This window comes from Mesorhizobium sp. WSM2561, from assembly GCF_000513915.1.
GTDB lineage: Bacteria > Pseudomonadota > Alphaproteobacteria > Rhizobiales > Rhizobiaceae > Mesorhizobium > Mesorhizobium muleiense.
In genome coordinates, this window is sequence record NZ_AZUX01000019.1 from 98212 (window position 1) to 113057 (window position 14846).

The following is a 14846-nucleotide window of genomic DNA, read 5'->3' on the forward strand; positions in this document are numbered from 1 at the left end:
TATTCACACGTTCAACCGTCACTGCGGTCGCTTGCATCGTCCAATCCCAGTCGTTCCTTGACTTCGGCCAGAGAAAGCCAGTCACCTTTATCGTCGTTAAGGCGTTCGAGGGCGATCAGTCCGTCCTCCAAATCCTGAATTTGCTCGACAATGGCGGCAACGACCACGTCGTGTTTTGTCCGGCCAGTTTTCCTTGCCACGATCTCAAGGCGTTTTTCCAGCGCGGTAGGAAGCTCCACATTAAGCATGTTTGTCTCCCTCCGGTGATTCTACGAGCAGCCTGGGAGGCTTGCAACCAATCCGTTGCTACCTTGTCAGCCGCTTGTACGTCATGCGGTGCGGGTTGACGGCGTCGGGGCCGAGCCGGCGGATCTTGTCCTGCTCGTAATCCTCGAAATTGCCCTCGAACCACTCGACATGGCTGTCGCCTTCGAACGCAAGGATGTGCGTCGCCAGCCGGTCGAGGAACATGCGGTCGTGCGAGATGATGACGGCGCAGCCGGCGAAGTTTTCCAGCGCGTCTTCGAGCGCCGCCAGCGTTTCGGTATCGAGATCGTTGGTCGGTTCGTCGAGCAGCAGCACATTGCCGCCGGTCTTCAGCATCTTGGCCAGATGGACGCGGTTGCGCTGGCCACCGGACAGATTGCCGACCTTCTGCTGCTGATCGCCGCCGCGGAAATTGAACGAGGCGCAATAGGCTCGGGTGTTGGCCTCGAACTTGCCGAGCTTGACCACTTCGGCGCCGCCCGAGATTTCTTCCCAGACGGTCTTGGTCGGGTCGAGCGCATCGCGGCTCTGGTCGACGTAACCGAGCTTGACCGTCTCGCCGACGCGGATCGTGCCGGCATCCGGCTTTTCCTGGCCGGTGATCATGCGGAACAGCGTCGTCTTGCCGGCGCCGTTCGGGCCGATGACGCCGACGATGCCGCCGGGCGGCAACTTGAATTCGAGGTCGTCGATCAGCAGCGTGTCGCCAAAGCCCTTCGACAGGTCCTCGACCTCGATCACCACATTGCCGAGCCGCTCGCCATGCGGAATGACGATCTGGGTGTCGCTCGGACGCCGCTTGTCGGCCGCATCCAGCAGATCCTGGAAAGCCTGGATGCGCGCTTTCGACTTGGTCTGCCGTGCCTTCGGGCTGGACTGGATCCACTCGCGCTCGCGGCCGATCGCCCGCTGGCGCGCATCGTCCTCGCGGCCCTCCTGCTTGAGCCGCTTGGCCTTGGCTTCGAGATATTTGGTGTAGTTGCCCTCATAGGGAATTCCGCGGCCGCGGTCGAGCTCGAGGATCCAGCCGGTGACATTGTCGAGGAAGTAGCGATCGTGGGTGATGATCATCACCGCGCCGGGATAGGCGCGCAGATGCTTTTCCAGCCACGCCGTCGTCTCGGCGTCGAGATGGTTGGTCGGCTCGTCGAGCAGCAGGAGGTCGGGCTGACGCAGCAGCAGTTGGCACAGTGCCACGCGGCGACGCTCGCCGCCCGACAACTTGGTGACGTCGGCTTCCTTGGGCGGGCAGCCCAGCGCTTCCATCGCCATCTCGACCTGCTGTTCGAGATCCCACAGGTTGAGCCGGTCCATCTCGTCCTGGAGCTTGGCCGACTCGTCGGCCGTCTCGTCGGAATAGTTCATCATCAATTCGTTGTAGCGTTCGATGATCGCGGTCTTGGCGGCGACGCCTTCCATGACGTTCTCGAACACGGTCTTGCTCGCATCGAGCGCCGGCTCCTGCGCCAGGTAACCGACGGTGGCGCCTTCGGCCAGCCACGCCTCGCCGCTCCACTCCTTGTCGATGCCGGCCATGATCTTGAGGATGGTCGACTTGCCGGCGCCGTTCGGCCCGAGGATGCCGATTTTGGCGTCCGGGTAGAAGGATAGGTGGATATTCTCGAGCACCTTCTTGGTGCCATAGGCCTTGTTGAGGCCGGCCATGTGATAAATGAACTGGCGTGCCACGCGCGCTTTCCCTGAAAAGTCGACTGGAATGTCGGATTGAATGGAAGTTGCGCGCTATGTAGGCGATGCCGCGCCGAACGGCAAACTGTTTTGGCATTTCGAACCGGCCTTCGGGCTAAGACGGGCTCGGCGTGTCACTGGAACTCGATCGGATCGACGATGCCTTTCGGACAGCCGGCATTGTTCGTCGGCACTGAGGCCAGCAACAGCTCACTGAGCGAAGAGTTCGGACCGATCGGGCCGGTCAGGCCGAGCGTCAGTTCGCCGATCAGCCGCCTGCCGCTCGAAGGATCGTTCACGCAGGAGACGCGAACCCGCTCGCCGGCGCCGGGACCAAAGGCACTGTCGAAGGCGGCGCGGATCTGGCCAGAGGTCAGATCCCGGCCAATGTTTTGCGTGAAAAGATCACGCACCGGTGAAGCATTCGCCGCGCGCGTCAAGTTCAGCGCATCGGAAAAATACGCCTGCTGGCTCTTGCCGTAACAGGTGCCATGCTTGATCCATTCATGCCTGTCGAGAGCGGATGCGGTGCCTGGCATCACCTGATCGAGCTCCGACCGCGTGTTCGGCTCGAGCTCGACCGGCGGCAGCTCCTGCCAGCGCGCCGGATTGTCGTTCGCCTTGTCGGCCGCTGCCACCTGGCAATAGAAATTTCCGTTCGGCTGCGGCCACAGCCCATGCAAGGTGAAATGCGTCGCCTCGAAACCAGCCGCGGTCTGTGCCTTGCATTCGGTCTTGCCGGGCCTGGTCTCGCAAAACGCCGGCTGCCAGCTCAGCGCGAGGACATATTCGGGCTTTCGCGAAGCCGGCGCAGCAAGCTTCTTCCGATCGGCCGGCACAGGTGCTGCCGGTTCCGTAGACGCGCTGCCACCCGAAACATGGCCGCAATCGACCTTCACCCAGCGACGCTCCGGATCGGCCCCGGGCATGCGGATCAGATAGTGGGTGGGAGCATCCTTGTTGCCAGCCAGAAGCTCGTAGCTCTGTCCCGCATCGGTCGCGATATTGCCGGGGTTCCTGCCGCTCCTGATGGCCTGGGTGGCTGGACAGGTGGCGTCGGCGACGAAAGAGCCGCTCATCTTGACCTCGGCCCGCGCAGCACCCGTCAGCGACGCGGCGACAAGCGCCAATCCGAAAACAAGACCTGTCAGCGTACGCATGGGTACTCTCCGGTTGAATAATGCTGGGCAACAGACTGCCGCCCTCTCTGGGTAGCAAATTCTCCATGTCAGAATTGCGATACCCGCGTTGCGACGCAAGAACAGCGCTGCAAAACACCGCGAACGGATTGACGCAAAACCGGCGTCGGCGCACACAAACGTTCGCAGGCGCTAAAGACGCGTTGGAGACGAAGCGACAATGTCATTCAGCCAGCAGCGCGTGCTGCGATCGCCGACCGGCGCCGAGCTCAACCTTTACGTGAAACGCGCCGAGAGCCGCCCGCGTGCGGTCGTCCAGATCAATCACGGACTGGCCGAACATGCCGCGCGCTATGTCCGCTTCGCTACCTTTCTGGGCGAGTGCGGCTTCCACGTCTATGCCCATGACCATCGCGGCCATGGCGCCACCAAGGCGCCGGACGCTCCGCTCGGCAGATTCGCCAAAGCGGATGGCGGCGCCAAGGTCATCGCCGATGTCGCCGCCGTGCACGACCTGATCGCCGGCGACCATCCCGGCCTGCCGGTCATCGTCTTCGGCCATTCCATGGGCGGCCTCGTCGCGCTGAATTTCATGCTTCACCATTCGAACCGGCTGCACGCCGCCGCCATCTGGAACGCCAATTTTTCCGCCGGGCTCGCCGGCCGTGCAGCGCAAGTCATCCTGGCCTGGGAAAAATTCCGGCTCGGCTCCGACATGCCGTCGCGCATGCTGCCGAGACTGACCTTCCAGGCCTGGGGCAAGGCCGTCCCTGATCACCGCACTCCGTTCGACTGGCTGTCGCGCGACGCGGCGGAAGTCGACAAATACATCGCCGATCCGCTGTGCGGCTGGGATGCCTCGGTGTCGATGTGGCGCGACCTGTTCGGCTTTGTCTTCGACGGCGCCGACGACGCTAATTTTTCCGGCATCCGCAAGACCCTGCCGGTCTGCCTGGTCGGCGGCGAAAAGGATCCCGCCACCGGCGGTGGCAAGGCGGTCAGCCATCTCGCTGGGCGCCTGCACAGGATGGGCTTTTCGAATCTCGTTTCAAAGGTTTACGCCGAGACCCGCCACGAAAGCCTGAACGAGGTGAATCGAAATATCATCATGGACGATTTCGCCGCATGGGCCGACAGCGTGCTGAAACAAGCCTGATCGAGATTGGCACGGTCGACAATGGCATGATCGGGGCATGATCGGGTTTGGCCCATTGCAAGAGCCGTGACTTCGGCACGCGGGATTGATACAGGCTGCGTTCCCGATCAATCACGGTGATCCATGACCGAGCCTCCGCTGAAAGGCATCCGCGTAATCGAACTCGCCCGCATCCTGGCCGGGCCGTGGGCGGGGCAATTGCTTGCCGATCTCGGCGCCGACGTGATCAAGGTCGAGAGCCCTGATGGCGGCGACGATACCCGCAAATGGGGTCCGCCCTTCGTCATGAGCCATGACGGCGAAAACCTTTCGGCCGCCTACTACCATTCCTGCAATCGCGGCAAGCGCTCCATCGCCATCGATTTCTCGACGCCCGAGGGCGCCGAGACAGTGCGCCGACTGGCCGCGACATCGGACGTGCTGATCGAGAACTTCAAGCTCGGCGGGCTGAAGAAATACGGGCTCGACCATGACAGCTTGCGCAATATCAACCCGCGGCTGATCTATTGCTCGATCACCGGCTTCGGCCAGGACGGACCCTATGCGCCACGCGCCGGCTATGACTTCATCATCCAGGGCATGGCCGGCATGATGTCGATCACCGGCGAGGCTGGCCGCGAGCCGCAAAAGGCCGGTGTCGCCATTTCGGACATTTTCACCGGCCTCTATTCGGTGATCGCCATCCAGGCCGCACTTCGCCATGCCGAGAAGACCGGCGAAGGCCAGCATATCGACATGGCGCTCTACGACAGCCAGATCTCGGCGCTCGGCAACCAGAACCTCAACTATCTGGTCTCGGGAAAATCGCCGGTGCAGATGGGCAACGCGCATATGAACATCGCGCCCTACGAAGTGGTGCCGGTCAAGGACGGCCACATCATCCTGGCCATCGGCAATGACGGCCAGTTCGCCAAATTCTGCGCCGCCGTCGGGTTGGACGAGCTGCCATCGAACCCCGATTTCGCCACCAACCCCGCCCGGGTCGCCAACCGGGCGACGCTGCGCGAGCATATAATCGAGGCGCTGAAAATCTTCGATCGCGATCCGCTGCTGGCCAGGCTGGAGGCGGCAGGCGTGCCTGCCAGCCCGATCAACACGATCGGCGAGATGTTCGCCGACCCGCAGACCATCGCGCGCGGCATGCGGCTCGACCTCGACGACGGCCATGGCAATCTGTTGCCCTCGGTGCGCGCGCCGATGATCATGTCGGGCACGCCGCTGGTCTATGAGCGGCCCTCGCCGCGTCTCGGCGAACACACCGAAGAAATCCTTGCCGAACTGGAGAGGTCAGGAAAATGAAGACCGGCGGACAACTGATTGTCGATGCGCTCGAAGCCAACGGAACGGACCGTATCTATTGCGTGCCCGGCGAATCCTACCTTGCGGTGCTCGACGCGCTGCACGACTCGCCGATCCGCACCATCGTCTGCCGCCAGGAAGGCGGCGCCGCGATGATGGCCGACTGCCATGGCCGCCTGACCGGCAAGCCAGGCATCTGCTTCGTCACCCGCGGCCCCGGCGCCACCAACGCCTCGGCCGGCATTCACATCGCCATGCAGGATTCGGTGCCCGTCATCCTGTTCATCGGCCAGGTCGCCAGCCACGCCAAGCAGCGCGAGGCTTTTCAAGAGGTCGACTACGTCAGGTTCTTCGGCGACATCGCCAAATGGGTGGTCGAGATCGACGACGCCGCGCGCATTCCCGAATTCGTCACCCGCGCCTTCGCGGTGGCGACATCCGGCCGTCCCGGCCCGGTCGTCATCTCGCTGCCGGAAGACATGCTGACCAGCTTGGCCGAGGCGCCAGCAGCCCTGCCCCATACGCCGGTCGAAACGCGGCCGGGCGAGGCCGAGCTCGATGCTCTGGAAAAGCTTCTCGGCAAGGCAAAACGCCCCTTCGTCATCCTCGGCGGCACGCGCTGGGATGCGGCGGCCGTCGCGCGGATGCGGACGATCGCCGAAGCCTGGTCACTGCCGGTCGGCTGCTCCTTCCGCCGCCAGATGCTGTTCGATCATCTCCACCCCAACTATGCCGGCGATGTCGGCATCGGCATCAACCCGAAGCTGGCGACCGCCATCAAGCAGGCCGACCTCGTGCTGCTGATCGGCGGCCGCATGGGCGAGATGCCGTCCTCCGACTACACGCTGCTCAAAAGCCCCTATCCCGACCAGACGCTGGTCCATGTCCATGCCGACGCCGGCGAGCTCGGCCGTGTCTATCGGCCGACGCTGGCGATCAACGCCTCGCCGTCCGCCTTCGTCGAAGCCTTTGCCGGGCGCAAGCCGGCCGCCACGCCGGCATGGGCTGATGAAACACCGAAGCTGCACGCCGCCTATCTCGACTGGTCGACACCGCCCGAAAGCGGTCCCGGCGCCGTCCAGATGGGGCCGATCATGAACTATCTCGAAAAAATGCTGCCCGACGACGCGATCCTCACCAACGGCGCCGGCAACTACGCCACCTGGGTGCACCGCTTCCACCGTTCCCGGCGCTTTGCCACGCAGGCGGCACCCACCTCCGGCTCGATGGGCTACGGCACGCCGGCAGCCGTCGCTGCCAAGGAACTGTTTCCCGAGCGCGACGTGATCGCCTTTGCCGGCGACGGCTGCTTCCTGATGAACGGCCAGGAATTCGCCACCGCCGTGCAGTACGATCTGCCGATCATCGTCGTCGTCGTCAACAATGGCATCTACGGCACCATCCGCATGCATCAGGAACGCGAATATCCGGGCCGCGTCGTCGCCACCGACCTGAAGAATCCCGACTTTGCCGCTTTAGCCCGCGCCTATGGCGGCCATGGCGAAACCGTCGACAAGACGGCCGATTTCGCGCCGGCCTTCGAACGCGCCCGTGCCAGCGGCAAGCCGTCGCTCGTCGAGATCAGGCTCGACCCCGAGGCGATCACGCCGACCCGGACGATGACCCAGATACGGAACAGGTCGTGAGCGCCAGAGGCATAGCTAGTCAGGCCGAGTTCCCTCCCACCCCCCTCTGCCCTGCCGGGCATCTCCCCCTCAAGGGGGGAGATCGGATGTCACAACTGCTTTCGCCAATTTCGAAGTTGAACAACAGGCGCGCCAAAGCCAAAGCTGCCGATCCCCCTTGAGGGGGAGATGCCAAGTTTTTGCCAAAGAGGGCAGGACAGAGGGGGGCGCTTTCCCGCAAACTTCGACAGGCTAATGCAGCACTCCGCCGGGGCGCCGCTGCGCTACATCGTCGCCGCCTTCTCGATCTGCCCGCGGATCTCGCCGTCCTTGTGGGCCGCCGTATGGATGTTGATGTAGTATTTGCCGGCCATCAGGTCGGCAGCCTGCGCGTCGGTCAGGATCGCCGCCCCCTTGAACGGGCTTTTCGGAGCGCCCTTGAACGGGACGACGACGTCGGCATTTTCACCCTTTGCTGCCGGACCGTGAATATGTCCGGCCGTCGCCGGTCCACTGAGACCTGAATACATCACGTTCCAGGTGAGCTGTTTTGTGTCGGTGTTGAAGCCGAGAGTGGCCTCGCCTTTGCCCTCCGTGGTGACGGCTGGATTCTGCTGAGCGCCATCGAGCGTCGCCTTCATCTTCATCTTGTCGGCCAAGGCCGGTGAACCGCACAGGAAGGAAGCCGAAACGGCCAGCGCCGAAAGCATCGGCGAGAAGGATTGCATGCGCATGGAATTCTCCGTTGTGGCGATGACATCCGCTGAAGCAGGATGCACTGGAACAACGGTTGTGGCGAGCGGATGTTTCCACCGGTAACGGCTATTTTACATGCCAAAAAAGGGGGCGGTCGCCCGTCCCCTTTTTGAATTGCGGGCCCCAGAGGCCCCGGTTGATGGCCCTTACTTGATGGCCTTGTCGGTGATTGCGGTCGTGTAGGCGCCGGTCGGCTCCTTGGTGATGATCTTCTGGTCGAGCAGCGCCTTGGCGGTGCGCGCGTAGGTCGCCGGGTCGAGCTTGCCGTCGGCATTGTCGATCAGCTTGGCGACTTCGCCCATCATGCGCTTCTGGTGGTTCTCGTCCTGGCCGCCATTGTCCATGACGATGCCGGCCGCCTCGTCGGAATTGTCGACGGCATATTTCCAGCCCTTCATCGAGGCGCGCACGAAACGCACCATCTTGTCCTCGAAGGCCGGATCCTTGAGCTTGTCCTCCAAGGCATAGAGACCGTCCTCAAGCAGGTCGTTGCCCATGGCCGAGTAGTTGAACACGATCAGCTCTTCCGGCTTGTAGCCGGCATCGATGAGCTGCCAGTATTCGTTGTAGGTCATGACCGAAATACAATCCGCCTGCTTCTGGATCAGCGGCTGCACGTCGAAACTCTGCTTCAGCACGGTGACGCCATCCGGGCCACCGTCGGTCTTCAGGCCGAGCTTGTTCATCCAGGCGTAGAACGGATACTCGTTGCCGAAGAACCAGACGCCGAGCGTATGGCCCTTGAAGTCGGCTTCGGTTTTGACCGGGCCGTCCTTCGGGCAGACCAGCTGCATGCCGGCCTTCTTGAACGGCTGGGCGATATTGACCAGCGGCACGCCCTTTTCGCGTGCGGCCAGCGCACCGCCCATCCAGTCGACGATGACGTCGGCGCCGCCACCGGCGATCACCTGCTCGGGCGCAATATCGGGGCCGCCCGGCTTGATCTCTACGTCGAGGCCCTCGGCCTCATAAAAACCCTTGTCTTTGGCGACGTAGTAGCCGGCGAACTGGGCCTGTGTGACCCATTTCAGCTGCAGCGTCACCTTGTCTGCGGCCATCGCCTGGAACGCGGCAAGCGACATCGCGCCGGCCAGCATCGAAACAACAAGTCTTTTCATGCTTTTACCCTCTGGAGTTAAGTGTTCACCCTTTTAGGACCAGGACCTTCAATCCAACCCTGATTCCAAACCCGCCACCGCCCTATCCACCACGGACGGAGGGATGCCAAAACGTGACTGCTCTCTCGAAAAGAGCGACCACGCCATAAAAGACCGAACCCGCAAGTGCTGCAACTGCGATTTCGGCCCAGACCATGTCGATATTCATCCGTCCGACTTCGGTCGAAATCCGGAATCCCATGCCGACCACCGGCGTGCCGAAGAACTCCGCGACGATGGCGCCGATCAGCGCCAGCGTCGAATTGATCTTCAGCGCATTGAAGATGAAGGGCGCTGCCGCCGGCAGCCGCAGCTTGAACAGCGTCTGCCAGTAGCTCGACGCATAGGTGCGCATCAGGTCGCGTTCCATATGGCCGGAGGCGGCAAGCCCGGCGACCGTGTTCACCAGCATCGGGAAGAAGGTCATGATGATGACGACGGCGGCCTTCGACTGCCAGTCGAAGCCGAACCACATGACCATGATCGGCGCCACGCCGATGATCGGCAGCGCCGACACCATATTGCCGATCGGCAGCAAGCCGCGGCGCAGGAACGGCACGCGGTCGGCCGCGATGGCGGCAAGGAAGCCGGCGCCGCTGCCAACGACGTAGCCGAAGATCACCGCCTTGAAGATGGTCTGCCGCACGTCGGCGGCCAGCACCGGCAGCGAATTGGCGATGCGCACGCCGATGGCGCTTGGCGGCGGCAGCAGGATGAAAGGAATGCCGGCGCCGCGCGTCACCGCCTCCCAGATGATCAGGATCCAGGCGCCGAAGATCGCCGGGATGATCAGCCGCAAAGCGGTCGCCGCCCAGCGCGAGGCCGGGCGAAGCGCTGACAGCACCGTCACGCAACGCCAGGCCAGAAGCCATGCCGCGGCGAGCAGCAGATAGAACGACGCGCGAGCCGTGCCTTCGTTGCCGGTTATGCCGGCGAGCAATAGCCACGCCGCGCCATGCGCGCCAAGGAAGAGCAACACCACCCCGACCGCCGGCGGGAAATTATCGGCCCCGATTGCCAGGAGCAGCAACAAAAAAATCAAAGCCGCGGTACCGACACCATAGCCGAGCGCCGCATCGACAAGCGGCCAAAGAAGCAGCGCGCCGGCAAGAAGGACAAGCGCGGCATACCCTTGCCACGAGCGGGGGGTGATCGACGAAAGGCTCAGGAGGGAACTCATGCCGGCCTCCCGCCCATGGCGCGGTCGACGAGGCGCCCGGCAATGCCGACCACCATCACCAGCAAGGCCGCCACCACCGAGCCGGCCACCAGCGCCGACCAGATGTCGATGGTCTGACTATAATAGGCGCCGGCGAGCAGCTTGGCGCCGATGCCGGCGACGGCACCGGTCGGCAACTCACCGACGATGGCGCCGACCAGGCTGGCGGCGACCGCCACCTTCATCGAGGTGAACAGGAACGGCACCGATGCCGGCACCCGCAATTTCCAGAAGGTCTGCGAGGGGCTGGCATTGTAGGTGTGCATCAGGTCGAGATGGGTGAGTTCGGGCGAACGCAGCCCCTTGACCATGCCGACCGCCACCGGGAAGAACGACAGATAGGTCGAGATCAGCGCCTTCGGGATCAGGCCGGTAACGCCGATCGCCGCCAGCACGACGATGATCATCGGCGCCACCGCCAGGATCGGAATGGTCTGCGAGGCGATGATCCACGGCATCAGGCTGCGGTCGAGCGTCGCCACATGGACGATGCCGACGGCAATCAGGATGCCGAGCGCCGTCCCGAAAGCGAAGCCGAGCAGCGTCGAGGACAGCGTCACCCAGGCATTGTAGACAAGGCTGCGATTGCTGGTGACCTTGCGCAGAAACGTGTTCTCGAAGAAATTCACGGCCACCTGATGCGGCGCCGGCAGCGTCGGCTTGGGCTGCGACATCGTCTTGCCGATGAACTCCACGATCCCCCGTGTCTCGCCGGCACGGCGGTCGAGATCGCGCTGGAACGGCGCGTTGAGGATGACGGCGAAAACATACCAGACGACCACCACGCCTGCGAGGATCGAGGTCACCGGAACGATCTTGTCGCGAAAGGAGTCCATCTAGCGGCCCTCGCCAGACGGCACACGCTCTGCGTGACGCGCTTTCGTCATCCTAGGGCGAAGCCGCCGCGAAGCGGCGGGCGTAGACCCTAGGATCCATTCCGTGACTTCGGCCGAATGGCCCAAGCGGTCCAGAATATCCGCCAACCAAGCCACCGCAGCCGATGTTCCCTCAAGACAGGGAGCGATGTTCCGCACCGTTGCGGAGCGGGGAGGTAACGGCATGGATCCTAGGGTCTGCGCCGCGTCGCTTCGCTCCTTGCTTCGCCCTAGGATGACGAAGGCGTGGTTGGCCGTGCTCTCGATGAACGCCGCTTCGCGGCGGCTCCGCCCTAGGATGACGAAACCATGGGTGGGCCCGCTGGCACCGTCGGGGAGAGGAGAGAGCCCATCCCGCTCAATCCTCATAGCTGTGCCCTGCCCTGAGCCCGTCACGCACCCGCGCCGCGATCGCCAAAAACTCCGGCGTCTCGCGAATGTCGAGCGGCCGCTTTTTCGGCAGCGTCGATTCGATGACATCGCTGACGCGGCCCGGGCGCGGCGACATGACTATGATCCGCGTCGACAGGTAGACCGCCTCGGGAATGGAATGGGTGACGAAGCAGATGGTCTTGTTGGTCCGATCCCAAAGCTCCAGCAGCTGTTCGTTGAGGTGGTCGCGCACGATCTCGTCCAGCGCGCCGAACGGCTCGTCCATCAACAGAAGATCGGCATCGAAGGCCAGCGCCCGCGCGATCGAGGCACGCTGCTGCATGCCGCCGGAAAGCTGCCACGGGTATTTCTGCTCGAAGCCGGCCAGGTTGACGAGATCGAGCGTGCGCTTGATGCGCGCCGCCTGCTCTGCCTTCGACAGGCCCATGATCTCCAGCGGCAGCGCCACATTGCGCTCGATCGTGCGCCAGGGATAAAGTGCTGCCGCCTGGAAGACATAGCCGTAGGCGCGGCTCTGGCGCGCCTGCTCGGGCGTCATGCCGTTGACGGCGATGCTTCCCGATGTCGGTTTTTCCAGATCGGCGATGACCCGCAGCAAGGTCGTCTTGCCACAACCGGACGGCCCGATGAAGGAGACGAATTCGCCCTTGCCGATGGTCAGGTCGACATTCGACAGCGCCTGCACCGGACCGTCACTGGTCTGGAAGGTCAGGCCGAGCTTGCTTGCCGAAACGACGGCTGGCGACTGTCCGGTCATAGGCCGCAGCCTGGCTTTTCGCGCCGCCGCCGCGCCGGCCGCACTCCCGTTGCTTTTGCCAAAATGCTGCTTTCCACTTATCTTGTCCCACTCGATCGAGAGTTTGCCCGATGTCGTCCAAACCCACCTGCCATCTTATCCGCCCCGAAGGCTCTTATGAAGGCAAGCAGGGACTGAGTTATTTCACCGGCATCGCCGCCGAGACGGTCGGCTCTACCGGCATCTGCATGCACCTGCTCACCATGCCGCCCGGTGCCCGCGCCAAGGCGCATATGCACGAAAGCCATGAGACGGCGATCTATGTGCTCTCCGGCGAGGTCCATACCTGGTATGGCGACCGGCTCGAGCAGCAGACCGTGGCCAAGGCCGGCGACCTCTTCTACATTCCCGCCGGCGTGCCGCATCTGCCGGCCAATCTGAGCGACAGCCCGGCCTCGGCGGTCATCGCCCGCACCGATCCCAACGAACAGGAAAGCGTCGTGCTGCTGCCGCAACTGGATGGGCTGGTCGCCTGAGGCCGGCTTCAGTGCAATCGCTTCAGGTTTGCGCTGCCCCTGAGGGGCGGCGCCGACTTCGACAAACCCGCGCAAGCTCACACCCCGGTCGCCGGAATGCCTGATCGTTCCACCTTGCGCGGCGCGGAAATTTCCTTCCAGGTCGACAGCGCCCGATTGACCGCGGCATTCGGCTCGCGGCCGACGAATTCGCCAGGGCCGGGCTTCGCCTTGACCTCGTTCTCCTGGATCGACAATTCGCCGCGCGAAAAGACGAAGCGTGGCAGGCCGGTCACCTCAAAACCTTCGAAGACGTTGTAGTCGATCACCGACTGCTGCTTCTTGGAAGTGATCGTCTTCTTGCGCTTCGGGTCCCAGACGACGATGTCGGCATCGGCGCCTTCGACGATGGCGCCCTTCCTCGGATACATGTTGAGGATCTTGGCGATGTTGGTCGAGGTCACCGCGACGAACTCGTTCATCGTCAGCCGGCCGGTATTGACCCCGCTGGTCCACAGCACCGGCAAGCGGTCCTCGAGCCCGCCGGTGCCGTTCGGGATCTTGGTGAAATCGCCGACCCCGTTGCGCTTCTGACTGGTGGTGAAGGCGCAATGGTCGGTCGCCACAACTTGAAGCGATCCGGCCTGCAGGCCGGCCCACAGCGAATCCTGGTGCAATTTGTTGCGGAACGGCGGGCTCATGACGCGGCGCGCCGCATGGTCCCAGTCCTTGTTGAAATATTCGCTCTCGTCGAGCGTCAGATGCTGGATCAGCGGCTCGCCGAACACCCGCATGCCCTTCTGCCGCGCCCGGCGAATGGCTTCGTGCGCCTGCTCGCAGGAGACATGCACGACATAGAGCGGCACGCCGGCCATGTCGGCGATCATGATGGCGCGGTTGGTCGCCTCGCCTTCCACTTCCGGCGGGCGAGAATAGGCGTGCCCTTCGGGGCCGTTGTTGCCGGCGGCCAGCAACTTCTGCGACAGCGCCGCCACCACGTCGCCATTCTCGGCATGGACCAGCGGCAGCGCGCCAAGGTCGGCGCAGCGCTGGAACGACGAATACATCTCGTCGTCGTCGACCATCAGCGCGCCCTTGTAGGCCATGAAGTGCTTGAACGAGGTTATGCCCTTGTCGACGACGGTGGCCATCTCGTCGAACACCTGCTTGCCCCACCAGGTGATCGCCATGTGGAAGGAATAGTCGCAGGAGGCTTTCGAGGTCTTGTTGTCCCACATCTGCAAGGCCTCAAGCAGCGACTGCTGCGGCGCCGGCAGGCAGAAATCGACAACCATGGTGGTGCCGCCGGCAAGTGCGGCGCGCGTGCCGCTCTCGAAATCGTCAGCCGAATAGGTGCCCATGAACGGCATTTCGAGATGGGTGTGCGGATCGATGCCGCCCGGCATCACATAGCAGCCGCTGGCGTCGAACTCGTGATCGCCATGCAGGTCCGGGCCGATGGCGATGATCTTGCCGTGCTTGAACAGCACGTCGGCCTTCCAGCTTCGATCGGCGGTGACGATGGTGCCGTTCTTGATGACTTTGGACATTTTTTGTTCCCTTGTTCTCTTCGCGCTTCTTGGTGAGCGGCCTGCTTGATCAGATCGGTTCGGGATCGAGCCCTGAACGGCCTCTACATGACTCCAACTTCCCGCAATATCTCCTCGACGCAACCGTCGAAAGAATTTGCCAGGTCTCCTGTCGAAAACCGCAGCACACGATAGCCCTGTCGGCCAAACCATGCATCGCGTATTCGATCCTTGTCCATCTGCTCCGGCGTGAAGTGATGCTCTCCATCGACCTCGATGACGAGGTTCTTCTCATGCAACACGAAGTCCGCAATATAAGGTCCGATCGGCGCCTGCTTCCTGGCATGCAGGCCGTAGAGGCGACGGAACTCTTTCAATTCAGACCAGAGCTTGCGCTCGCCTTCCGTCATGTTCCGGCGCAGTGCCCTGGCACGCTTTATGGCGGTTGGATCGATCGGGGTCGGTGCCAAGACGAGTACCCCCACCCTCAA

At 63.2% G+C, this 14846-nt stretch carries 14 protein-coding genes; 4 read left to right on the forward strand and 10 right to left on the reverse strand.

The annotated features are described in order from the left end of the window. Positions 1-11 precede the first annotated feature (11 nt). The 3 genes from M727_RS0117845 to M727_RS0117855 all read right to left on the reverse strand — a co-directional run bounded on the left by M727_RS0117845 (position 12) and on the right by M727_RS0117855 (position 3116). Positions 12-248: a hypothetical protein gene (locus tag M727_RS0117845; protein WP_027153821.1), complete on the reverse strand. Its 237-nt coding sequence runs from the start codon at positions 246-248 to the stop codon at positions 12-14. A 58-nt stretch (positions 249-306) separates the two neighbouring features. After that, positions 307-1956, reverse strand: coding sequence for an energy-dependent translational throttle protein EttA (gene ettA / locus M727_RS0117850; RefSeq protein ID WP_027153822.1), 1650 nt, complete (start codon positions 1954-1956; stop codon positions 307-309). 134 nt (positions 1957-2090) lie between these two features. Next, complete coding sequence (locus M727_RS0117855) at positions 2091-3116, reverse strand: ribonuclease (protein WP_027153823.1); 1026 nt, start codon at positions 3114-3116, stop codon at positions 2091-2093. A gap of 199 nt (positions 3117-3315) precedes the next feature. Between M727_RS0117855 and M727_RS0117860 the strand changes: the two genes are divergently transcribed. The 3 genes from M727_RS0117860 (at position 3316) to M727_RS0117870 (ending at position 7196) form a co-directional block, all read left to right on the forward strand. Then, positions 3316-4251, forward strand: a complete 936-nt coding sequence (locus tag M727_RS0117860) for an alpha/beta hydrolase (RefSeq protein ID WP_027153824.1) — start codon at positions 3316-3318, stop codon at positions 4249-4251. A gap of 123 nt (positions 4252-4374) precedes the next feature. After that, complete coding sequence (locus M727_RS0117865) at positions 4375-5550, forward strand: CaiB/BaiF CoA-transferase family protein (RefSeq protein WP_027153825.1); 1176 nt, start codon at positions 4375-4377, stop codon at positions 5548-5550. After that, positions 5547-7196, forward strand: coding sequence for a thiamine pyrophosphate-binding protein (locus tag M727_RS0117870; RefSeq protein ID WP_027153826.1), 1650 nt, complete (start codon positions 5547-5549; stop codon positions 7194-7196). The genes M727_RS0117865 and M727_RS0117870 overlap by 4 nt, the downstream gene beginning before the upstream one ends. Positions 7197-7459: 263 nt before the next feature. Here M727_RS0117870 and M727_RS0117875 read toward each other — a convergent pair whose 3' ends face one another. The 5 genes from M727_RS0117875 to M727_RS0117900 form a co-directional block, all read right to left on the reverse strand. Next, entirely contained in the window at positions 7460-7909 is a 450-nt protein-coding gene (locus M727_RS0117875; protein WP_027153827.1) for a CHRD domain-containing protein, read from the reverse strand. Between the two features lie 168 nt (positions 7910-8077). Beyond that, positions 8078-9049: an ABC transporter substrate-binding protein gene (locus tag M727_RS0117880; RefSeq protein ID WP_023798699.1), complete on the reverse strand. Its 972-nt coding sequence runs from the start codon at positions 9047-9049 to the stop codon at positions 8078-8080. An 82-nt stretch (positions 9050-9131) separates the two neighbouring features. Then, on the reverse strand, positions 9132-10268 hold the full coding sequence (locus M727_RS0117885; protein WP_036262557.1) for an ABC transporter permease: 1137 nt from the start codon (positions 10266-10268) through the stop codon (positions 9132-9134). Further along, positions 10265-11143 (reverse strand): ABC transporter permease, encoded by an 879-nt coding sequence (locus M727_RS0117890; protein ID WP_027153829.1) that lies wholly within the window; start codon positions 11141-11143, stop codon positions 10265-10267. Before M727_RS0117890 ends, M727_RS0117885 begins: the two co-directional genes overlap by 4 nt. Before the next feature lie 397 nt (positions 11144-11540). Next, the gene (locus M727_RS0117900; RefSeq protein ID WP_023798695.1) at positions 11541-12332 is read right to left on the reverse strand and encodes an ABC transporter ATP-binding protein; all 792 of its coding nucleotides are present in this window, start codon (positions 12330-12332) and stop codon (positions 11541-11543) included. 110 nt (positions 12333-12442) lie between these two features. On the opposite strand from M727_RS0117900, the gene M727_RS0117905 reads away from it, so the two are divergent. Next, a complete protein-coding gene (locus M727_RS0117905; RefSeq protein ID WP_027153830.1) occupies positions 12443-12847 on the forward strand; it encodes a cupin domain-containing protein in 405 nt (134 codons plus the stop codon). A gap of 77 nt (positions 12848-12924) precedes the next feature. Here the strand turns inward: M727_RS0117905 and hydA are convergent, their stop codons facing one another. Then, a complete protein-coding gene (gene hydA / locus M727_RS0117910; RefSeq protein WP_027153831.1) occupies positions 12925-14376 on the reverse strand; it encodes a dihydropyrimidinase in 1452 nt (483 codons plus the stop codon). A gap of 83 nt (positions 14377-14459) precedes the next feature. Continuing rightward, on the reverse strand, positions 14460-14840 hold the full coding sequence (locus tag M727_RS0117915; RefSeq protein WP_280944170.1) for an endonuclease domain-containing protein: 381 nt from the start codon (positions 14838-14840) through the stop codon (positions 14460-14462). Positions 14841-14846 lie beyond the last annotated feature (6 nt).

Coding starts and splice junctions, on each gene's coding strand:
- M727_RS0117845 (WP_027153821.1), bottom strand. CDS start 248: ATGCTTAATGTGGAGCTTCCTACCGCGCTGGAAAAACGCCTTGAGATC.
- M727_RS0117855 (WP_027153823.1), bottom strand. CDS start 3,116: ATGCGTACGCTGACAGGTCTTGTTTTCGGATTGGCGCTTGTCGCCGCG.
- M727_RS0117860 (WP_027153824.1), top strand. CDS start 3,316: ATGTCATTCAGCCAGCAGCGCGTGCTGCGATCGCCGACCGGCGCCGAG.
- M727_RS0117865 (WP_027153825.1), top strand. CDS start 4,375: ATGACCGAGCCTCCGCTGAAAGGCATCCGCGTAATCGAACTCGCCCGC.
- M727_RS0117870 (WP_027153826.1), top strand. CDS start 5,547: ATGAAGACCGGCGGACAACTGATTGTCGATGCGCTCGAAGCCAACGGA.
- M727_RS0117875 (WP_027153827.1), bottom strand. CDS start 7,909: ATGCGCATGCAATCCTTCTCGCCGATGCTTTCGGCGCTGGCCGTTTCG.
- M727_RS0117880 (WP_023798699.1), bottom strand. CDS start 9,049: ATGAAAAGACTTGTTGTTTCGATGCTGGCCGGCGCGATGTCGCTTGCC.
- M727_RS0117885 (WP_036262557.1), bottom strand. CDS start 10,268: ATGAGTTCCCTCCTGAGCCTTTCGTCGATCACCCCCCGCTCGTGGCAA.
- M727_RS0117890 (WP_027153829.1), bottom strand. CDS start 11,143: ATGGACTCCTTTCGCGACAAGATCGTTCCGGTGACCTCGATCCTCGCA.
- M727_RS0117900 (WP_023798695.1), bottom strand. CDS start 12,332: ATGACCGGACAGTCGCCAGCCGTCGTTTCGGCAAGCAAGCTCGGCCTG.
- M727_RS0117905 (WP_027153830.1), top strand. CDS start 12,443: ATGTCGTCCAAACCCACCTGCCATCTTATCCGCCCCGAAGGCTCTTAT.
- hydA (WP_027153831.1), bottom strand. CDS start 14,376: ATGTCCAAAGTCATCAAGAACGGCACCATCGTCACCGCCGATCGAAGC.